Consider the following 19,379-nt stretch of genomic DNA (forward strand, 5'->3'; position numbering starts at 1 on the left):
GGTAAGGGAGTGTTGAAGTGAGGAGGGGCGTGCGGCGGCCGTCCCGTGCGCCGTTGGGGCGCCTGCCCGCCGGCGCCTCCCCGGCCTGGACGGACGCGCCGTGCGAGAGCTCCGCGTCACCCGGATGCCGCAGTCGCCCGGCGCATCGGGACAGGCGGGCGGCACCGTAGAGGTATCGGGGCGAGGGGCGCGAGGGCGCACGGACGACGACCGAGGCGGTGCGCGTGGCGGACGAGACGGCCGGGACGACCACGAACGTGAACGGAACCGGTGCCACGGGTCCGCGCACCTGTCTGGTGACCGGTGCCAGCGGCTACATCGGCGGGCGGCTGGTACCGGAGCTGCTGGACGCCGGGTACCGGGTGCGCTGCCTGGTGCGCACGCCCCCGAAGCTGCGCGACCAGCCGTGGGCCGGGCGGGTGGAGGTCGTACCGGGCGACGTCACCGACGCGGACTCGGTGGCGGCGGCGATGGCGGGCGTCGATGTCGCCTACTACCTGGTGCACGCCCTCGGCACCGGCCGCGACTTCGAGCGCACCGACCGGCAGGCGGCCCGGGTCTTCGGCGAGCAGGCCCGCAGGGCCGGCGTCGGCCGCCTGATCTACCTGGGCGGCCTGACCCCGGCCGACGTGCCCGAGCGGGAACTGTCGCCGCACCTGCGCTCCCGCGCCGAGGTGGGCAGGATCCTCCTCGACTCGGGCGTGCCGACGGCCGTACTGCGGGCCGCGGTCATCATCGGGTCCGGCTCGGCCAGCTTCGAGATGCTGCGCTACCTGACCGAGCGGCTGCCGGTGATGGTCACCCCGCGCTGGGTGCGCACCCGCATCCAGCCGATCGCCGTACGGGACGTCCTGCGCGTCCTGGTGGGGTGCACCGGCCTGCCGCCCGACGTCAGCCGCGCCTTCGACATCGGCGGCCCCGAGGTGCTCACCTACGTCGAGATGATGCAGCGGTACGCCGCCGTCGCCGGGCTGCCCCGGCGGCTCATCGTGCCCGTGCCGGTGCTCACGCCCGGCCTGTCCAGCCACTGGGTCGGCCTGGTGACCCCCGTGCCGGCCGCCATCGCCCGCCCGCTGACGGAGTCGCTGCGCCACGAAGTGGTGTGCCGGGAACGGGACATCGAGCGGTACGTGCCCAGCCCGCCGGGCCACCCGGTCGGTTTCGACCGCGCCGTCTCCCTCGCGCTGCAACGCGTGCGGGACGCCCAGGTCGTCACCCGCTGGTCCTCCGCCGCCCTGCCGGGCGCCCCCAGCGACCCGCTGCCCACCGACCCGGAGTGGGCCGGCGGCAGCCTCTACACCGACGTACGCGAACGCCATGCCGAGGCGACCCCCGACGCACTGTGGGAGGTGGTCGAGGGCATCGGCGGCGAGAACGGCTGGTACTCCTTCCCGCTTGCCTGGGCGGTACGCGGCCGGCTCGACCGCCTCGCCGGCGGGGTGGGCCTGCGCCGCGGACGACGTGACGCGCGGCGCCTGCGGGTCGGTGACTCACTGGACTTCTGGCGGGTGGAGGAGATCGACCGCGGGCGGCTGCTGCGCCTGCGCGCCGAGATGCGGCTGCCCGGGCTGGCCTGGCTGGAGATGTACGTCGACGAGGAGGGGGCCGGCGGCGCGCACTACCGGCAGCGGGCCCTGTTCCACCCGCACGGACTGCTCGGCCAGCTCTACTGGTGGAGCGTGTCGCCCTTTCACGCGGTCGTCTTCGGCGGCATGGCCCGCAACATCGTCCGCGCCGCCGAACGCACCCCGGCCGCACCCGACAGCACCGACAGCACCGACAGCACCGACCACCGCCCTGCCCGACCGGAAAGCTGAACCGCTGCACGCCTCGCCGGTTCCCCTTGAAGCGGGCTGGGACCATTCCGTCGACGCGCAACCCGACAACCGGGCAACCCGGCCGCACACCGGCTATGCGGACACGCAGTCGCGGCCGGTGAGCAGGGCGCGCAGCGGGGCGGTGTCGGGTGTGTCGGCGACGGCCGCGTCGATGGCGTCGTCCATGCCCTTCTCCCACGGCTCGGGCAGAAAGAGTCCAGGCTGCCCCGACCAGGCGATGTCCGGTCTGGCGTGGCCCGACTCGACGAGTCGCAGGTGGACCAGGCCCGCGAGCCCGTCGAAGATCCTGGGCCGAATGAAGTTGCGAGCGGACGGCCCTGTCAGCCGTGACGCCTGATACGGCTTGGGCATGCGGTCGGCGACGGCCATCCACAGCAGGCCGCCGTCGATCGCGTCGAGTATCTCCTCCAAGCCGGGCAGGTGGTCGCTCGCCGCCTCCTCGGCCGTGGCATCCCGGTGGACAGGCACCGTTTCCTCGGCACCTTGCGCCGACGAGCGGAGCGCCCTGGACACGGCGACCCGCAGCGGCCGGGACCAGCCGTCGGCGTCCTCGACCGCGCGCGCCATGACGAGGTCGTCCCAACTCCTCCGCCGCAGGAGCGCCGTCTCCTGCGACAGCGTCCGTTCCTCCAGAGCAGCGAACACCTGGTCCGTGTCCCGCAGCAGGGTCAGCGCGGCCGACCCGTCGGCCGGCTCGGAGGGCCGGTCGTCGGTGGGCAGCTTCTCGATCAGGGCGATCCGTTCGGCTGTCGGCGGGTGCGAATCGTACGGGTGCGGCCGCGGCGGACGCTGCCCGGCGGAGAGCTCGGCGAGCCGCTCCCCGGTACGGGCGGCGAGCAGCCGCCGGAAACCGCCGTGCACCTCGCCCACCGGCGGCAGCGCTCCCTGCGACCTGCCCAACCCGGCGTATGTCTCCAGGTAGTGGGCGTACGCACCGTCGAGTACCGGAATGATGCGCAGGGCGGCGGCCGTCGTGTCACGCCCCGCGTACCGGGCGGCCATCCGGTCGGCGGCGAACTCCTGGTGGCGGGCGACGGACTGCGAGGTACGCAGGAACATCCGGGCGTAACCGACGTACAGGGAACCGATCACGAAGTGGAACCTGGTTCCGCCCTGCTGGAAGGCCTCCACCGTGTGCACTACCGCCGTCCGGCCGCGCATCGTGACACCGCCGAGCCGGGTGTCGAGGTGTGCGTAGTGGCCGAACTCGTGCGCGAGGACGGCACGCAACTGTGGGACCGTCAGCCCGGCGAGCAACGGCAGACCGAGGTGCATACGGCGGCGTCCGGGCAGCAGCCCCAGCAGGCGGCTGTGTTCGGCGACTCCCGCGTTGACCTCGGCGTCCAGGTAGAGCTCGTCCGGTGGCCGCTGCCCCGTCACCTCGGCGGCGAGCCGTATCTGTTCCCACAGCTCGGGCTGCTCCTCAGGAGTGGCCGGAACCGCGTCCGGCACCGGGCCGAGACGCCCCGCCCGCAGAAAGGCGAACATACCCCGCACGATCGCCGCCGCCAGCAGAACGGTGACGGTCACGACCATGCCCTCCAACCAGGCTGCCTGCGCCCTGAACAGGCGTGTCATCAGCAGCCAGTCGAGCACTGCCATGGCCGACAGCAGCACCGCACCCATCAGAAAGAAGCCGACCAGCAAAGCGAACGCGCGGACAGCGCGCAGTCGAAACGTCATCGAGGAGTCTCCCACCCACCTGGTTCAGCAGCCTGACGAGGCCAAAGCGCTCGCGGATACTACCTGCAGCCTTCCGAACGGGTCCGCCGCTCCCCGAGGCGTCGAGTCGGACGTGCGGGTCGGCGAGCCGACGCACTTGGATGCCGGACGAGAGCGTCTCGTCCAGGCCAACGGGACAGGGGCGTTCTTGGGGCAGCAGGCGGGCGGCGGAGTCCAGGGCAAGCCGCGGTCACAGACCTTCACCGGACGGAGCGGTGGCGCTCTGAATTTCCGCGGGCCCCCGAACGGTTGTCCTGGCTGGCAGGATGGTCGACATGGAGATCATTCCAGGGCAGGGCGTGGCCCTCGTCAGGATCGGCGATCCGCGCTCGCAGGTCGAGGAGCGCGTCGGGTCTCCGTACCACGGCCCAGGCGGACAGCGGGCCGTCTACACCACCTCACCCACGCTGGTGATCACCTACGCGGCCGACGAGACGGTCGAACTCGTGGAGATCGGCTACAGCGGCGAAGGCGGCGATGCCGAAGCGCACTACGACGGGGTTCAGCTGACCCATCGCTTTCTGGACGACGTCGTCGCAGACCTCTACGCACTGGGGCACTCGAGCACACCCTCGGACATCGGCCACGACTTCCACGCCGGCTTCTCCGTCTGGTCCATGCACTCGTTGTGGGCACGCGACCTCGACCCGGAGGCCGGCGAGGACGACGAACGCGCGGTCTCCGAAGGAGTCTCGGTGGCGCCGTACGCCTACTTCACCGAAGGACAGCGAGAGGTAGGGAAGCGGCGGGCCGGCCCGGGGAGCGAACGCACTCCGGTGCCCCCTTCGCAGCTCAGCCGGTGTGCCGGTCCGTGGAGAGCAGCCACTGCCAGCGTCGACGTTCCGTGACGAGGGTGGCTGCCACGAGGAGGGACACCAGGACTGCCGCACAAGTGGGCCATGCCAGCCATGCGGCGATCACGGCAGCAGCGAGCTGGAGCAGCACGAGCAGGATCGTGACCGTACCCGGGACAGGGATGATCACCTGAGCCTTGTCTCCCGGAGTGGAGAAGACGGTCGGGAGGCCGATCAGTACGACCACCGCCAGGACGGCGAGCAGCCGTGAATACGTGGACAGGGCCCAGGGAGTGGCCACCCAGGCGACGAGTTCCGCAGCGAAGCGCAGGACGGATGCGATGCGGTCGTCCGGTCTCTCCAAGTCCGCCCCCCCACAAGCCGTGTCGACCATCAGTGGTGGATCCTACGACCAAGGAGGGGGCTGTGAACGCGCCTTGGTGATCCACGTCAGGCATCGCTCACAGACCTCTTGCGGCACCCCTCTCCTGCGCTTCGAGAAGTTCGTCACCGTGCTCGATCGCCCAGCGCCCGAGTGCCCTCATCGGGCCGTCGACCAGGCTCTGCCCCAACCCGGTCAGGGCGTAGTCGACGCGCGGCGGGGCCTCGGCATGTGCGTGGCGCTCTATCAGCCCGTCCGCGAGCAGACGGTGCAGGGAGTCGGTCAGCACCTTGTCGCTGATGCCTCCGATTGCAGCGCGCAGCCGGCGGCGTCGGTGCGGCCCCACGCTCAGCGCCGCCAGCACTACGGGGTCCCAGATGTGAGCGAAGAGATCGGTGGCCGCGCGCAGACGGCAGTCCGCGACCAACTCGTGGCAGTCGGGGTCATGTTCAGTCATCTCACCGTCCATCATCGCGCGTCGGTCACGCACTGACGGGTGCGTGACGCCTTGCATACCGTGACCTCCCGACCGACCGCCGACGGAGAGGCACGGACAGATGCGTATCGGGATCCTGGGAACAGGCACACTGGCCGCGGCCCTGGGCGAGGGCTGGGCACGTGCAGGACATGAGGTGGCGATCGGCGGACGGTCGCAGGCCAAGGCGGTGAGGCTCGCGGAGCGACTGGGCCGCGAAGCGGTCGCCGTCACGCCGCGTGAAGCGGTCACCTGGTGCGACGCGGTGCTCCTCGCCGTGTCCTGGGACGGCGTCGGGGACATGCTGCGATCGGTGGACGCCTCCGACGGCGTGCTGGTGGGGAAGCCGCTGATCGATCCCACGAACGCCGTCACGCACGGCGTCCGCACCGTGCTCATCGGAGACGGTGGGTCGATGGCGCGGCGGATCGCCGACCTCGCCCCGGGAGCCGGGGTGGTGAAGGCGTTCCATCTCCTTCCCGCCGACCAGTGGACGGGTCCACCCGGTGACGGCAGACCCCGTGTGACGGTCGCGATGTGCGGCGACGACGCGACGGCCCTGCACGTCGTCGGCGAACTGGTCCGTGATGTCGGCGGTGTCCCGGCGACCGTGGGAGCGCTGGACCGCGCCCGCCAGTTGGAGGAGGCGGCGGGTTTCGTCATCGGCCTGGCCTTCGCAGGCTTCGACCCGGGCTCCGCCGTCCCTCGCCTCCCCTCAGGAAGCGCTCACGGTCCTTCTCATGTGTCGTCGTCCCTGACACCGCCATACAGTCCCCATTCATCGAGACCCGAGTAGATCCACGCGGTGCGGCATTCGGGGTCCGAGAAGCACTCGGCCTCCCCGGCGTACACCGCCACCAACGAGTCGCCACCCCGCCACCAGGTGTCCGCCAGCCCCGTGATCTCCCCCACCGGCGTGAAGGAGTCCAGGGCGATGGCGTCGACCGCGTCGCCGGTAACCCTCGTGATCTCCTTCGCCCGCGCAGACGCATGGTGGGCCAGTGCGACGGACTCCACCCACCCCTCCACGGTCCGGTGCAGGGGCGTCCAACGATCGCCGAGGATGCCGAACTCGCCCCCCGGACCGATCACGAACGAGTACGGGAGCGCCGTCCGCTGGATCCCCGCGGCGAACCACCACCCTTCAGCCGGCGAACCTTCCGGAAGGTCGGGATCCAGATACTTGGAGCCGCCGTCGTAGTACGGAGCAGGAGGCAGGACGAGACCACCCCAACGTTCCTGATACGCCGTCACGCGGTCCAGCTCCGCCGGCGGAACCCCCAGCGCAAGCCACTGCTCCCTGAGCCGGCCCACCGGCGGTACGTCGACCCTGATGCCGTGCACGCCGACAAAGCGCCGGGCCCGCCGCGTCAGCCCCTCGGGCTCCCTACGGACGAGATTGAACTCCACCCGATCGACGCTATCCGGTCCGGACCGACGCGAGCGCGCCGACCAGGCGGGCGGCCACGGGGACCAGGGACCTGTCCCCGATGCGGCCGGCGAGTTTCACCACTCCGTCGTGCACCTCGACCCGGATCGCCGCGACCGGGGCCGGGAAGAGACAGGGCACCACCTCGCGGCCGACCTCCTCGGCGATCTCCTCGTCACCGCGGAGGAACACCTTGAGCAGGTCGGCCCTGCTGACGACGCCCTCCAGCATGCCGAGCCCGTCGACCACGGGCAGGCGCTTGACCTTGGCGTGCGCCATGGTGCGGGCGGCCTGGGCGAGGGTCGCGTCGGGGCTCGTGGTGAGCGCGGGGGAGGGCATGAGTTCCTCCTCGGGGTGGCCCGGAGCTCAGACGACGGTGCCGGCGCCGTACGGGGCGTACAGGTCCAGCAGCCGGGTCCGGGTGGAGCGGAGGCGGTGGGCGAGGATGCTCCCCGTCCACAGGGCGACGGCGTTGCCCAGCGCGGGGTCCTCCTCGCACATCAGGCGGACGGCGGTCGCGTCGAACTCGTACGCCCGCACCGGGGTCGTCGCCTCGGCGCCCAGGTGCCAGGCGTGCGGCGCGAACAGCCAGGACCAGCCGACGAGTTCGTTGTGCCGGAGGGTCTCGATGACGGCCGCCTGCCGGCCGGGCACGTGCATGTCGAGCTCGACGGTGCCCGAGCGGATGATCCAGAACCGGTCGGCCCGGCCGCCCTCGTCGAACAGCCGCGTCCCCTGCGGAAAGCTCACCTCGCGGGCGAGGCGCATGAGCCGCTCGCGGTGCTCGGCGGGCAGGGCGCGCAGCATGCTGGGGGTGGGCGCGGTGATCATGGCGTGCCTCCCGGAAGAAGTGTCGGAACTGCCATGTCCAGCGTCCTTTCGACGACTGCCGGCGGGCCATGGGCCACCCGGCCCCCCGACCGGGCCGCCCGGCTCCGGCGGAGAGCCGTTCGGCACCCTGCGGCCACCCCGGCTCCGCCGTTCGACGAGGGTGCGGGACGACCTGCTCACCGGAGGGGTGAGCACTGTGGGGTGCTCCACGGACGGCCGACGACGGGAGGGCGTACACCTCGCGTCCCTCCGGCTGCTCCCGGGTTCGCCGCACCGTGTACGCCGCCCAGGGCCGGTCGGCCCCGTTCCGGGACCTGCGGCCCCTGCCGGGCGCCTCGTCCGAGGGCAAGGCTCGAACCGGCACCCCGCCCCGTCGCCGTCGTAGCCCACGGCAGACCCCGAGGAGAGAACAGATCATGAAGGCAGCGGTCGTACGAGCCTTCGGCGAGCCCCTGGTCATCGAGGAGCGGCCCGACCCGGAGCCCGGCCCCGGTCAGGTCCGGATCCGTGTCGAGGCCTCCGGGCTGTGCCACACCGACATCCACGCCGTGCACGGCGACTGGCCCGTCAAGCCGAACCCGCCGTTCGTCCCCGGACACGAGGGCGTCGGCGTCGTCGAGAAGCTCGGTGAGGGCGTCACCCGCCTGGCCGTCGGGCAGCGGGTCGCCGTGCCCTGGCTGGGCAGGGCGTGCGGGCGGTGCGAGCACTGCCTGTCCGGCTGGGAGACCCTGTGCGAGGAGCAGGTCAACACCGGCTACGGCTGCGACGGCGGGTACGCCGAGAAGATGCTCGCCCGGGCCGACTTCGCCCAACCCGTGCCCGACGGCGTCAGTGCCGTCGACGCCGCCCCGCTGACCTGCGCCGGCGTGACGACGTACAAGGCGCTCAAGGTCGCCGGGGTCCGGCCCACCCAGCTCGTCGCGATCTCCGGGATCGGCGGGCTCGGCCATCTCGCCGTGCAGTACGCGAAGATCGCCGACGCCCAGGTGGCCGCCATCGACGTCACCGACGAGAAGCTCGAACTCGCCACCGCACTCGGCGCCGACCTCGTCATCGACGCCCGCAAGGAGGACGTCGGCGAGGTCCTCAGGCAGCACGGCGGCGCCCACGCGGCGATCGCCCTCGCGGTGAACGACGCCGCCTTCGAGGCCGTCAACTCCGGCCTGCGGCGCGGCGGCAAGCTGGTCATGGTCGCCCTCCCCGCCCACGGTACGGTCCGTGTCCCGATCTTCGACACCGTCCTGAACGGCACCAGTGTGATCGGTTCCATCGTCGGCACCCGGCAGGACCTCGCCGAGGTCTTCCAGCTGCACGCCGCCGGTCGGACCCAGGTGATCTGCGAGACCCGCCCGCTGACGTCCGTCAACGAGTCCATCGCCGAGGTGCTGCGCGGCGAGGTCAGGGCCCGGATCGTCTTCGACCTCGGTGCGGGAGCGTGAGCGCGATGACCCTCCCGATCGTCGTCGGTGTCGACGGCTCCGAGCCCAGTCTGCGGGCCGTCGACTGGGCGGCCGACGAGGCCGTCCTGCGCGGGGCACCGCTCCGGCTGGTGTACGCCTCGCTGTGGGAGCGGTACGAGGGCGAATCCCTCGCCGACGACCTCACCAAGCCGTCCGAACAGGTACGGGCCGAGGACATCGTCGCGACCGCCGCCCGGCGCGCCCAGCTCCGGGCGCCGGACCTGCAGGTCACCACCGACGTACTGCCCGAGGAACCGGAGTACACGCTGGTGCGCGAGAGCCGGGACGCCTCCCTGCTGGTCACGGGCACCCGCGGCCGCAGCGGCCTCGCCGAGGCCCTGCTGGGCTCGGTGAGCCTGATCGTGGCCGGACACGCCCACTGCCCGATGATCGTCGTACGCGGCCACCACGACAACCGGGCCCGCTCCGCCGCCCAGGGCCGTGTCGTCGTGGGCGTCGGCGACAAGCCGACCGGCTCCGCGGCCATGCGGTTCGCCTTCGAGGAAGCGCGCCGGCGCGGGGTGCCGGTGGAGGCCGTACGAGCCTGGCGGTGTCCCGCGCACGAGACCACCGACCACCCCCTCCTCGCCGGCGAGCCCGCGCGCCTGCACGAGCAGCAGGCGGTCGAATCCCTGAAGGCGGCCCTCCAGGACGCCCCCATCGACATCGAATCGACCGGCCACACGGTCGAGGGCCACACCCGGAACGTCCTCGTGGACGCCTCGTACGACGCCGGCCTCCTGGTCGTCGGAGCCAGGCGCCGCCCCGGCCACTTCGGGCTCCAGCTGGGCCGCGTGGCCCACGGAGTACTGCACCACTCCGCCTGCCCCGTCGCCGTCGTACCCGAGCCGGCGTGACGGCGACGGAAGGCGGCGACCAGGTGGGGAAGCGCCGCGACGGCAGGCGGCACCCGCTCAGCGGGCGGTGGCGAAGTCCTGGGTCCAGTAGTCGTCGGGCTGTGCGTGACCGACGCCGATCTCCTTGAACGCGCAGTTGAGGATGTTGGCCTTGTGGCCGGGGCTGGCCATCCAGCCGGCCATGACCTGCTCGGGGGAGGCGTAACCGTAGGCCACGTTCTCGCCGTAGGCGCTCCAGGTGTATCCGGCGCTGGTGATCCGGTCTCCGGGGGAGGAGCCGTCGGACCCGGAGTGCGACATGTTCTGGTGAAGCGCCATGTCCTCGCTGTGCGCCTGCGCGACCTTGGTCAGGGTCGTGTTCAGGGTCAGGGCCGAACAGCCGACCTTGCTGCGCTCGGCATTGACGAGTTCCACGATGCGAGCGACGACTCCGGACGCCGTGGCGGTGGCCTTCGGGGTGCTCGACGGCTTGGGGGCTGCGGAAGTGGCGGCGGCGGTGGTGGTGGTGGTCCGGGGGCTGGGCGACGCGGTGGTGCTGGGCGTGGGCGCGGCCGTCCGGACGATGTGCCGGCGCGGTGTTGCCTTCGGCCTGTGCACGGTGGTCTTCCTGGCGCCCGCAGCGGCGCGAGGAGTCTTCGCGGCGTTTGCGGAGGCACTCAAAGTCTTCGTGGCGCTCGGCACCGCCGATGTCGTCGCCGACGGCTCGGCGGCCGGGCTGGTGGCGTTCCAGGGGCGGCCCCAGCTCGCGTCGTTCCACCAGCCCTTCGTCGTGGTGTTCTCGGCGCTGTCGGACCGGTGTCCGCCGCTGTCGGGCCAATTGGTACAGGCCATGGCGGCGGACGGTATGCCCACGGCGCCCAAGGCGACGGCGGCGATGACTATCCGCCGGTAATGCGTGTTCTTGCGATGTCTACCCATGCGTAACCCGCTCCTGAGCTGCGGCGGTGTCCTGCGGGTCGTCATTCTTAGGAAGCCTTCACGCGGAGCGCAAAGGGCCTCGGTACTAGCCCGCTTAGTAGGCTCCGGCGGCCCTTGCCGCGGCAGCGGGGTGCACTGGTCCGGTTGCCGGGACCTCTGCGAGATTCTGTCGACCCGTCAGAACCCCTGCCCGCGTGCAGAACCGACGGAGGTTGCTTGCAGACGGAAAGCCGTGAATCCGGGCGCGGCGTATGCGCACCCCAAGACGGACAAGTCCCATATATCGCCAGAGCGGCCTCTACTATCCGGCCCGCCTAGGTCCCAGGTTCGCTGTGACGGACTTCACGGAATCACGTGTTCCGGTTCCGGTTCTGGCCCGGCCTGGATGCAGCAGATCGGGGCGCGGAGTGGGCGAAGCGCGGCAGGCAAGCGCCCTGCGCCAATGGCGCGACGGCCGGGAAACCGGCCACCCGTACGCTGCTGGATCAAGCCCGGCGCGGAAGGTGGTGGGCATGACGACCGGGTGATGGTGGTGATGCCCGCCGTGGCTGTGGCTGTGGCTGTGACTGTGGCCGTGGGTCCGCTCCGGTGCCAGGGGCCCGGCCGGCGGGTGTCGGCCGGGCCCCCGGACTGTTCGGACGACCGGGGGCACTACCCGAGGACGGACTCCACCCAGCTGATGAAGTTCGTCGTCGAGTCGCCGGTGCGCTCGGCTTCGGTGTGTCCCTGGCCCCACACGGTGGCGAAGTCGACGTCGCTGACCCCGTCGTAGCTCTGCAGGGCCAGCGCGACGTTGATCTCGGTCGTGTTGGCGGTGTCGCCCTGCATGATGCCGGTGCGGATGCGCCAGTGGGGCGCCACCGTCGACTGCTGGTAGCCGTCGAAGGCGGAGGAGAGGAAGTACAGCGGGTTGTACGCGTCGGTCCGCCAGGCCATCTCCTCGCCGACGCTGTCCGTCTCGGCGAAGTCGCTGTCGTACGCCGAGGAGCCGTAGTCGGAGTCCCAGTCGGAGTACGTGGCGTACGTCGACTCGTTGGCCGCGACGACGTCACGGGTGAGCGGCGCGAAGTGCGCCGGCGAGTCGAGACCCATCCCGAAGACGTTGTTCTCGGTCTGCCCGCGGGAGTACCCGTCGAACGCGCCGACCGGCTTGCTCGCGGTCTTCTGGCTGGTGACGAAGCCTTCGAGGCCGGACACCGTCGCGGTGTTGGCCGATGAGTCGTAGGTGACCCAGGTGCTGTCGGTGTTGAGGTAGGCGATGTAGTCGTCGGCCGTCTCGTACGTGGTCCCGGACGAGGTGTACGGGAAGGTGGTGTCGGACAGGAAGTTGTTCAGCGAGGTGGTGATCACCTCGATCACGTGGTCGTAGTAGCTGCCGGCCAGGTAGACGCCGCTGTCGGACTCGGTCAGCTCCAGGGCGTTGCCGTCGCTGTCGGTCAGAGCCAGGCTGTTGAGGTACGTGGGCCAGGCCTTCGCGAGGTCCGTCGAGTAGACGCTGGTCCAGGTCCCGGACGCGCGGGTGCTCGTCGAGGCGAACTGGCCCATGTTCCACTCGTAGGACAGGTTGGCCTCGTTCAGGTTGGTGATCGGGCACCAGGCCATGACGCCGGCGACCGCGTCGCTGAGGGTGTTGCCGTCGGCGTCCTCGGTCGCCGCGCCGATCGCGGTCAGGTAGGGGTCGTACAGGGAACTGTCGCCGGACGCGCCCGCCACGGTGTCCTGCGCGCCGCCGCCGCTCATGCCGAACAGGACGATGGAGTCCGTGCTGCCCGGCAGGAGGCTCGCGTTGTACCGCACGTAGCGGACCGCGGCCTTGAGGTCGGTCACGCCCCAGGGGGCCGCGTCGGAGCGGCTGCTGGTCGAGCTGTCCCGGCCGCGCAGGCCCGGCCACACGTAGACGAGACCGGCCTCGAGGTATTCCGAGACGCTGCTGTAGCTGTAGGACGTGGCCGGCGACTGCGCGGCGTAGCCGGGGGTGTTGACGGGGATCACGATCGGCGCGGTGCTTCCCGTGTACGAGCCGACGGTGCCGCTGGCGTTGACCGTCGCGGTGTACGTGGTCCCGTCGCTGTTCACGGTGGCCGTCAGATAGGCGCCCGGCACGTAGACCGACAGGTTCTCGTAGTCCGTGGCGGCCGGGTCGGTGCAGTACACCGTCCCGAGCTGGTAGTACACGTCGTTGGTCGAGTCGTACGACCAGGCGGTGGAGTCGAACTCCAGCGAGTACGTGGAGGACGTGCTCGACGACGACGAAGCGGCGGCGAAGGCCGTGCCTGCCGCGCTCTCGGCGATTCCTAACGCGGCTATGGCTGCGGCGCCCCGGAGAACGGCTCGGCGGTTGATGTCCACCAGTGGACCTCCTTGTGCGGTGGGTTGCGTGGTCACAGCCGTGCCTGTGCACCTCCTGGGCGACACCGTGGGTAGGCGGGCTGTGCGGCTCGTTCGAGTCCCAGACCGTAGGCAAGGAGTCCAGGGATTGGCCCAGGATTACCTCTGGATTGTTGACGATTTCGGTGACGATTTGGTCAGGAGTGTTCGTCGGGACGCAGGGGGCGGAGCGGAGGGGTGAGGCGGGCGCCGTCGGCAAGAACCGGCTGCGCCGACTGCTCACCGACCGCGGCATCGCCGTCCGCCCGATCGGACAGAACTCCGACACCGGGCGCCGGGCCCGCGCCCTGCCCGGATCCGCGACGGCCTGCATGTCCTCGGCGCCCCGCCCCGCCGCGGCTGCAAGGGTGCCTTCGAAGGGGGACCTCGAAGGCGAGCTCTATTGCATATCTATCGCAATAACAACTAGATTGCGGCGAGCGGGCGGGCGGCCAAACCCAGCCCGCCGGGTGCGGGGCGGCCTCTGCTTGACAGCGTCCCTTCGGAGGGCGTCGCCCCGCATCCACTCGCCGCCCGACTTCCGCCGTCGAGAGCGGGCGCTCCCGATCGGAGAGCGGGGCAGGGCAGGGCGAGCATCCCCGGTCGGCCCGGAGTGCGGCGCGGACCGCGCACCCGGAGCGGTTCGCGCACCTCTGGCCGTGCCGCAATGCCGCTGCTGATGTGCGCGACACGGCAGGGGGCCTAGGACCAGTGCCTGATCGGCACCCTACGGTTCCTGCTGCTAATGTGCAGCTGCATAAAAGTCGCAATAACGTCGGAGGATGTTCGACATGCCGGTGTACACGCTCCCGGAGCTCCCGTACGACTACTCGGCGCTCGCCCCGGTCATCAGCCCCGAGATCATCGAGCTGCACCACGACAAGCACCACGCGGCCTACGTGAAGGGCGCCAACGACACGCTGGAGCAGCTGGCGGAGGCGCGGGAGAAGGAGACCTGGGGCTCGATCAACGGCCTGGAGAAGAACCTGGCCTTCCACCTCTCCGGCCACATCCTGCACAGCATCTACTGGCAGAACATGACCGGCCCGAAGGACGGCGGCGGCGAGCCCCTGGCCGCGGACGGCGTGGGCGACCTCGCCGACGCGATCACCGAGTCCTTCGGTTCATTCGCCGGCTTCAAGGCCCAGCTGACCAAGGCGGCGGCCACCACTCAGGGCTCCGGCTGGGGCGTCCTCGCCTACGAGCCGCTCAGCGGCCGCCTGATCGTCGAGCAGGTCTACGACCACCAGGGCAACGTCGGGCAGGGCTCCACCCCGGTCCTGGTCTTCGACGCCTGGGAGCACGCCTTCTACCTCCAGTACAAGAACCAGAAGGTCGACTTCATCGACGCCATGTGGGCGGTCGTCAACTGGCAGGACGTGGCCCGCCGTTACACCGCAGCCAAGGAACGCGGCGACAGCCTGCTCCTCCGCCCCTGACGCCCTGACGCCCCCCGAGCGTCCTGCCTCGTGATCGTCTTCTCACCCTTCACGACGGCAGGCGGTACAAGGGAGGGCTCCCGCGGGCCGGATGCCTGCGGGAGCCCTTCTGTGAGGGCAGGCCCGCCAACTGGACCGGCGGGGCGTACAGCTGATGCTCGCGGGCGACGGGACGACGCCCCGGGCCCGCCACCACGGCAGCCGAACGGCGTAGCCCAGCAGCGTGCCCCCGGCCCGGAGTCCGTACGTTCGACACATGTCGCCCTCCGCACCAGCCACCCCCGGCACCCTTGGCGCACTCGCGGTCCCGGTCTCCGGGTCACGGATGACCGGCGAGTACCTGCGTGCCATGGGCCGGGTCGCCTACCTCTGGGGCTGGCCGCTGGTGAACATGCACAACCGGCTCGGTGTCATGGAGCAGGTGCCCGTTCCCGGACTGCTCGGCGGCGTGGTCCCGGCCGGTCCTCCGGGGACGCTCGGGATGCTGCACGACTACATCCTTGCGCAGGAGCGGATCGTGGCCTGCCCGAACCAGGACGTCGTCTACGGCATGGGCGTCCTGGACGCGCGGCGCGGACCCTCGGTGGTACAGGTCCCGGACTTCGGCGACCGGTTCTGGGTCTACCAGGTGGTCGACCAGCGCACGGAGGCGTTCGCGCGGCTCGGCGCGATGTACGGCACCGAGCCGGGCTGCTACCTCCTGGCCCCGGCCGGGTGGAACGGCCGGGTCCCGGACGGGATCGCGGGGATGTTCCGCTTCGACACCCGCATCGCGGCCTGTATCCCGCGGGTCTTCATGAACGACACCGACGAGGACCGGTCCGCGGTCCGCCCCCTGGTGAACCGGATCATGGCCTACCCACTGGCCGAGTACACCGGCGAACCGCGCGGCACCGACTGGTCGAAGGCACCGACCCACCCGGCCGGTGACGCCACCAGCGGTGAACACGAGACCCGCTGGGTCGACCCCACCACCTTCTTCGACACCCTCCCGGCGGTTCTGGGCGAGGTGCCCCCGCGCCCGGGCGAGGAGGCCCTCTACGGGGTGCTGCACTCGCTCGTGGACCAGGCGGCCCGCGACCCGCGAGCGGCCGCGGCGCTGCGAGAGGCGGCGGTCGAGTCCGACGCCACGCTGTTGCGGGAGCTGTTCGAGTTCCGCAACATCGGCGTCCCCCTCGACCACCACTGGAGCACCCAGCGCAACGGCGCGGCGTTCGGCGGCGACTACCTCAGCCGCGCCGCCATGGCCAAGGCCAACATCTTCGTCAACGTGCCGTCCGAGACCGCGTACTTCTACCAGGACCAGGACGACACCGGCGAACTCCTCACCGGAGAGCACGGCTGCACGCTCACCTTCCCCGCCGGAGCCCTGCCCCCGGTGCGGGGTTTCTGGTCGGTGACCCTCTACAACGAGCACCACTTCTTCCATCCCAACGCACTCGACCGGTACTCCCTGGGCACCAAGACCAAGACCCTGCGCCTGGCAGCCGACGGTTCCCTGACCCTGTACGCCGGGGCCGCACCACCCGCCGACGAGGCCGACCTGCCCAACTGGCTGCCCGCGCCCGCCGGACGCTTCTCCCTCTACCTGCGCGCGTACTGGCCGGACACCGCGGCTCTCGACGGCACCTGGAAACCACCGCCGGTCACGAAGGGCATGCGCCGATGACCCCCGCAACTCCGGCATCTCCCGGAAGCTCATGCCGTAGATCGTGCCGACCAGGGTCGGGGCGAAGAGGATGGCGGCCCAGGAGGAGATCTTCTTGAAGTCGTCTACCTAACGGGACTGACCTGCAACGATGTTGCTGCCGACGTGTGTGGCCTGCGTCGATGCGTCTTTCGAGGTCTTGGAGCGTAGGTCAGGCGATACCCGCGCACGCCTGTTTGGATACCACCGTTACGGTGAGTTACTCCCTGGGGTGCAGGCGAGTCCGTCGTCCTTTTGGTGATCGCCGGCGACGGGGTGCGGCGGTCTCGGTTGGGTGCCGGGCTCCGGAGTGATGTTGTGTTCTAGGAGAAGGGCCATGGTTGGAGCGCTCCTGTCAGCTGATGTTCTTCACGCAGAAGGGGGCGCCGTCCAAGACGCGTATGGCCACGCCGAGCCCTCGTACAGGTGTCGGGGGTGCGGGATGGGCGTCCACAACGCCGTCGGTCATGTGTATGACTTCCCGTGTCTGTGGCATCAAGCTGGCGGAACAGTGAATGCAGGGCTGCCGACCTGTGGCACCTCCCGCGTGTTGGCAAAGGAGCTCTACAGGTCTTCACAAGGGACCTTGTCCTCGCTGGCCCGGTGCTGGGCGCGTGCCGTGACCGGCGAGGACCCGGTCGGCGCAGCCGCGGAGGCGCAGGATCTGATCGTCGCGTCGCTCTCCGACCCGCCACGCTCGGGCCTGGCCACCTGGTACGGGCTCCTCGGTGAGATGTGGCTGGCAGCCGGAACGAGGCCGGCCGGCGCGCACGGCACGGCAGATCCACGCACTTGGCGAGGACGGCACTGCGCCTGGACGCACCGCCCGACGCGGGTCGGCGCACCGTCCAAGGCACGTCAAGAACCCGGTCTGCGCTCATCCACCGGCGAGGCCCCTGCGGGTCGGCACGTGGACCGACCGTGGGCCATCGATGCGTTGGTGCCGGTCGATCGGGAACCTGGTTCTGCCACGACAGCAGCACCGCCCGACGGTCCGTGAGCAGGGGCAGGGGTGGGCATGGCTTCCCCCGGCGGACACCTGCGTCTGTGGATTCTCGCGCCCGCCCACACCGATACCGCGGCGTCTGCGCGGATTGACCGCCGGGCGTCGGCGGGAGTCCCGCAGCTCGCCCCGACTCACTCGACGGAGCCGGGGCGCGGAGCATGGGCATCTCGTGACGGCCCAGCCTCGTCACGATCCGGGACCCGTCGCCGTGCCTCGGATCGGCGGGGGCCGCCCCCGCATCCGGCCGGATCCGGGGGCGTGTCAGACGACGCCCACACCTCTGCGCCCGGACCCCGAGCGCTGTGAACCGACGATCCGCAATGCTGCAGTCGTCGGCAGGCACCTCGTAGTCGTCACGACGGGGCAGTCGACGGATCCTGACCGGGGACCGGCACGTCGAAGCAGTTCAGCACCATCGCGATGAGGCAGTAGCTGCCGATGAGGAACACGAGCTCGCCGACCCCGTCATGGCCCAGCAACTGTGTGGCCCGGTCGTATGTGGAGTCCGGCAGTATGCGCCCGGCGGTCAACGCCATCGCGACGTCGTGGGCGACGGCCTGTTCGTCACTCAGCCCGGAGGGTCGCCCGCCCGCCGCCAAGGTCGCGATCTGCGCTGCCGGAAGGCCGACCTCATCCGCCGTCTGCTCGTGTGCGTACAGCAGGTACCGGGCGCCGTAGGCGCCGCCGACGGTGAGGATCGCCACCTCGCGAACGATGGGATCGAGGCGAGCCTCGGCCGCGACCGCCCGCTGCAGAAACAGCGCCGGAACCCCGAACGTGGGGAAGTGCAGCATCGCAGCGAACGGCCCGACGAGCGCGCCGTCGTCGTCGAGGATGACGACGCGGCCCTGCTCCTCGGTGACGAGGCCGGCGATGCCGTCATGCACCTCGCGGAGTTGAGGGTTGAGCTCACCGGGTGGGATGGGTCGAATACGCATACGATGCTCCTCCTCAGAGTCCGTCGGTGTACTGGCCGTCGATGAGTACGAAGGCGACCCGGCAGTTCGCAGCCGACCGGTTTGCCCATGCGTGGTTGGTGCCGCGCTGAATCACGATGTCTCCGGTGCGGACGATGGTCTCGCCATCGTCGAGAACCAGCGTGAGCTCGCCCTCGATGACGATCCCGTAGTCGATCGTCTGTGTGCGGTGCATCAACGGATGCGGGGCGCCGGCAGTGGACCGTGCGGCGTCGGCACCGCCCATCTCCCCGAACTTCTCTGCCGCCTCGGCCCCCGTCAGACTCCGGATCCGGTCGTCCTCCGGAGGGAAGTCGATCACCCGGATGCGGGTGCCGCGCTCGGGAGGTCCGAGCACCAGACCGTCCTCCGCGGGCTCACCCGACTGCCGGTCGATGACGGCCGGCGTCTGGCGTGTGTTCCACACCTCGTAGAAGGTCGGGCCACCAGGTCCGCCGATCTGCACCACGCGAGTCGGCGGTGCGTCCTGCGTGATCACCGCACGGTCGGACGCGTCATGGCCGGTCACGATTCTCCGGAACGGTTGCACTGGGCTCATATGGTAAGTCCTGCCCCTTTCGGCTTATTTGGGTATTCGAAGGTCGTCACGTCAGTGCGGAAAGCAGCCCGGCAGGCAGTGGCGCCGCCGCACACCGCAAGACTGGCGCCCTCGACTTGACGCGGAGTGAATCGTCTGCGGACGGTGCTCCATCGCCCGTAAAGTCCGTCTCGCTATGCACGCCCGGGGAGAAGGGCGCCGACCGACGTCGCCCTCGCCCCAATGAGAAGTCGGTGCTCGCCACGGAGGATCCGACGATGGTGCCGGTGTGACTGCAGCGGCCGACGCCCCGCACCGGCCCCCTCCGCCGGTGCTGCACCGCAGGCTGCGGCGTCTCGCCGGCCGCCGGAGTGGCCGCCTGCACCTGCGAAGGCGTGGTCGAGCCTTGCCGTACCCGGCGGTGGAATTCGGCCGGTCCCCGTACACTCGCACGAAGCCGGCACTAGCGAAGACCGGGTCGTGTCCGTCCCGGGACCGAGGAGGGTAGCGGTGCCAGTCCTTGCAGCCCGGTCCGGCGGGGAAGATCGGCCGGCCAGGAGCGGCTCGCCGTATCTACAGATCCTGGGTCCGTTGCGGATCTGGCGGGACGGTGTCGAACTGGACCCCGGGCCTCGGCAGCAGTCGTACCTGCTCGCGGTGCTGCTCGCCCGCGCGGGCAA

General features: G+C 70.7%; 16 protein-coding genes and 3 pseudogenes. 8 read left to right on the plus strand and 11 right to left on the minus strand.

From position 1 onward, the window contains the following. Nucleotides 1-257 precede the first annotated feature (257 nt). Complete coding sequence (locus ABZ887_RS39665; RefSeq protein WP_361301213.1) at nt 258-1,817, plus strand: SDR family oxidoreductase; 1,560 nt, start codon at nt 258-260, stop codon at nt 1,815-1,817. 93 nt (nt 1,818-1,910) lie between these two features. On the opposite strand, the gene ABZ887_RS39670 is transcribed toward ABZ887_RS39665, so the two are convergent. After that, nucleotides 1,911-3,521, minus strand: coding sequence for a M48 family metallopeptidase (locus ABZ887_RS39670; RefSeq protein WP_361301159.1), 1,611 nt, complete (start codon nt 3,519-3,521; stop codon nt 1,911-1,913). A gap of 314 nt (nt 3,522-3,835) precedes the next feature. Between ABZ887_RS39670 and ABZ887_RS39675 the strand changes: the two genes are divergently transcribed. Further along, nucleotides 3,836-4,408 carry a hypothetical protein gene (locus tag ABZ887_RS39675; protein WP_361301162.1) on the plus strand — a complete coding sequence of 191 codons (573 nt, stop codon included), beginning with the start codon at nt 3,836-3,838 and terminating at the stop codon, nt 4,406-4,408. On the opposite strand, the gene ABZ887_RS39680 is transcribed toward ABZ887_RS39675, so the two are convergent. Then, nucleotides 4,353-4,718: a hypothetical protein gene (locus tag ABZ887_RS39680; protein ID WP_361301165.1), complete on the minus strand. Its 366-nt coding sequence runs from the start codon at nt 4,716-4,718 to the stop codon at nt 4,353-4,355. The two genes, ABZ887_RS39675 and ABZ887_RS39680, sit on opposite strands and share 56 nt — an antisense overlap. Nucleotides 4,719-4,815: 97 nt before the next feature. Further along, nucleotides 4,816-5,193, minus strand: a complete 378-nt coding sequence (locus ABZ887_RS39685; RefSeq protein WP_361301168.1) for a helix-turn-helix domain-containing protein — start codon at nt 5,191-5,193, stop codon at nt 4,816-4,818. A 91-nt stretch (nt 5,194-5,284) separates the two neighbouring features. Between ABZ887_RS39685 and ABZ887_RS39690 the strand changes: the two are divergent. After that, nucleotides 5,285-6,007 (plus strand): annotated as a pseudogene (locus ABZ887_RS39690) (NAD(P)-binding domain-containing protein); the annotation flags it as partial. Here the strand turns inward: ABZ887_RS39690 and ABZ887_RS39695 are convergent. The 3 genes and pseudogenes from ABZ887_RS39695 to ABZ887_RS39705 form a co-directional block, all read right to left on the minus strand. Beyond that, nucleotides 5,950-6,621: a hypothetical protein gene (locus tag ABZ887_RS39695; RefSeq protein WP_361301171.1), complete on the minus strand. Its 672-nt coding sequence runs from the start codon at nt 6,619-6,621 to the stop codon at nt 5,950-5,952. The pseudogene ABZ887_RS39690 and the gene ABZ887_RS39695 sit on opposite strands and share 58 nt — an antisense overlap. A gap of 10 nt (nt 6,622-6,631) precedes the next feature. Continuing rightward, nucleotides 6,632-6,988 (minus strand): annotated as a pseudogene (locus tag ABZ887_RS39700) (CBS domain-containing protein); the annotation flags it as partial. Nucleotides 6,989-7,006: 18 nt separating this feature from the next. After that, nucleotides 7,007-7,471: a cyclic nucleotide-binding domain-containing protein gene (locus ABZ887_RS39705; RefSeq protein ID WP_361301174.1), complete on the minus strand. Its 465-nt coding sequence runs from the start codon at nt 7,469-7,471 to the stop codon at nt 7,007-7,009. A 416-nt stretch (nt 7,472-7,887) separates the two neighbouring features. Between ABZ887_RS39705 and ABZ887_RS39710 the strand changes: the two genes are divergently transcribed. Together ABZ887_RS39710 and ABZ887_RS39715 are read left to right on the plus strand one after the other, a co-directional pair. Further along, complete coding sequence (locus ABZ887_RS39710; protein ID WP_361301177.1) at nt 7,888-8,910, plus strand: zinc-dependent alcohol dehydrogenase; 1,023 nt, start codon at nt 7,888-7,890, stop codon at nt 8,908-8,910. 5 nt (nt 8,911-8,915) lie between these two features. After that, nucleotides 8,916-9,788, plus strand: a complete 873-nt coding sequence (locus tag ABZ887_RS39715; RefSeq protein ID WP_361301180.1) for a universal stress protein — start codon at nt 8,916-8,918, stop codon at nt 9,786-9,788. A 57-nt stretch (nt 9,789-9,845) separates the two neighbouring features. Here ABZ887_RS39715 and ABZ887_RS39720 read toward each other — a convergent pair whose 3' ends face one another. Continuing rightward, complete coding sequence (locus ABZ887_RS39720; protein WP_361301183.1) at nt 9,846-10,202, minus strand: CAP domain-containing protein; 357 nt, start codon at nt 10,200-10,202, stop codon at nt 9,846-9,848. A 25-nt stretch (nt 10,203-10,227) separates the two neighbouring features. Between ABZ887_RS39720 and ABZ887_RS39725 the strand changes: the two genes are divergently transcribed. Beyond that, nucleotides 10,228-10,680, plus strand: coding sequence for a hypothetical protein (locus ABZ887_RS39725; protein ID WP_361301186.1), 453 nt, complete (start codon nt 10,228-10,230; stop codon nt 10,678-10,680). A gap of 677 nt (nt 10,681-11,357) precedes the next feature. Here ABZ887_RS39725 and ABZ887_RS39730 read toward each other — a convergent pair. Then, nucleotides 11,358-13,055 carry an esterase gene (locus tag ABZ887_RS39730; RefSeq protein WP_361301189.1) on the minus strand — a complete coding sequence of 566 codons (1,698 nt, stop codon included), beginning with the start codon at nt 13,053-13,055 and terminating at the stop codon, nt 11,358-11,360. A gap of 809 nt (nt 13,056-13,864) precedes the next feature. Between ABZ887_RS39730 and ABZ887_RS39735 the strand changes: the two genes are divergently transcribed. Beyond that, nucleotides 13,865-14,512: a superoxide dismutase gene (locus ABZ887_RS39735; protein WP_361301216.1), complete on the plus strand. Its 648-nt coding sequence runs from the start codon at nt 13,865-13,867 to the stop codon at nt 14,510-14,512. A 256-nt stretch (nt 14,513-14,768) separates the two neighbouring features. Further along, nucleotides 14,769-16,181: a DUF1214 domain-containing protein gene (locus ABZ887_RS39740; protein ID WP_361301192.1), complete on the plus strand. Its 1,413-nt coding sequence runs from the start codon at nt 14,769-14,771 to the stop codon at nt 16,179-16,181. A 6-nt stretch (nt 16,182-16,187) separates the two neighbouring features. Here ABZ887_RS39740 and ABZ887_RS39745 read toward each other — a convergent pair. The 3 genes and pseudogenes from ABZ887_RS39745 to ABZ887_RS39755 all read right to left on the minus strand — a co-directional run. After that, nucleotides 16,188-16,286: pseudogene (locus tag ABZ887_RS39745) on the minus strand (CorA family divalent cation transporter); the annotation flags it as partial. A 1,272-nt stretch (nt 16,287-17,558) separates the two neighbouring features. Beyond that, a complete protein-coding gene (locus tag ABZ887_RS39750) occupies nt 17,559-18,143 on the minus strand; it encodes a hypothetical protein (RefSeq protein WP_361301195.1) in 585 nt (194 codons plus the stop codon). A gap of 13 nt (nt 18,144-18,156) precedes the next feature. Continuing rightward, a complete protein-coding gene (locus tag ABZ887_RS39755) occupies nt 18,157-18,690 on the minus strand; it encodes a cupin domain-containing protein (RefSeq protein ID WP_361301198.1) in 534 nt (177 codons plus the stop codon). Nucleotides 18,691-19,379: the final 689 nt, after the last annotated feature.

Origin of the sequence: Streptomyces sp. NPDC047061 (assembly GCF_040643955.1) — a bacterium.
In the GTDB taxonomy this organism is placed as follows: Bacteria; Actinomycetota; Actinomycetes; order Streptomycetales; family Streptomycetaceae; genus Streptomyces.

Excerpts from the sequence above, each read along its gene's own strand:
- ABZ887_RS39670 (WP_361301159.1), bottom strand. The coding sequence starts at position 3,521 with ATGACGTTTCGACTGCGCGCTGTCCGCGCGTTCGCTTTGCTGGTCGGC.
- ABZ887_RS39685 (WP_361301168.1), bottom strand. The coding sequence starts at position 5,193 with ATGACTGAACATGACCCCGACTGCCACGAGTTGGTCGCGGACTGCCGT.
- ABZ887_RS39705 (WP_361301174.1), bottom strand. The coding sequence starts at position 7,471 with ATGATCACCGCGCCCACCCCCAGCATGCTGCGCGCCCTGCCCGCCGAG.
- ABZ887_RS39710 (WP_361301177.1), top strand. The coding sequence starts at position 7,888 with ATGAAGGCAGCGGTCGTACGAGCCTTCGGCGAGCCCCTGGTCATCGAG.
- ABZ887_RS39715 (WP_361301180.1), top strand. The coding sequence starts at position 8,916 with ATGACCCTCCCGATCGTCGTCGGTGTCGACGGCTCCGAGCCCAGTCTG.
- ABZ887_RS39740 (WP_361301192.1), top strand. The coding sequence starts at position 14,769 with ATGTCGCCCTCCGCACCAGCCACCCCCGGCACCCTTGGCGCACTCGCG.
- ABZ887_RS39735 (WP_361301216.1), top strand. The coding sequence starts at position 13,865 with ATGCCGGTGTACACGCTCCCGGAGCTCCCGTACGACTACTCGGCGCTC.
- ABZ887_RS39675 (WP_361301162.1), top strand. The coding sequence starts at position 3,836 with ATGGAGATCATTCCAGGGCAGGGCGTGGCCCTCGTCAGGATCGGCGAT.
- ABZ887_RS39750 (WP_361301195.1), bottom strand. The coding sequence starts at position 18,143 with ATGCGTATTCGACCCATCCCACCCGGTGAGCTCAACCCTCAACTCCGC.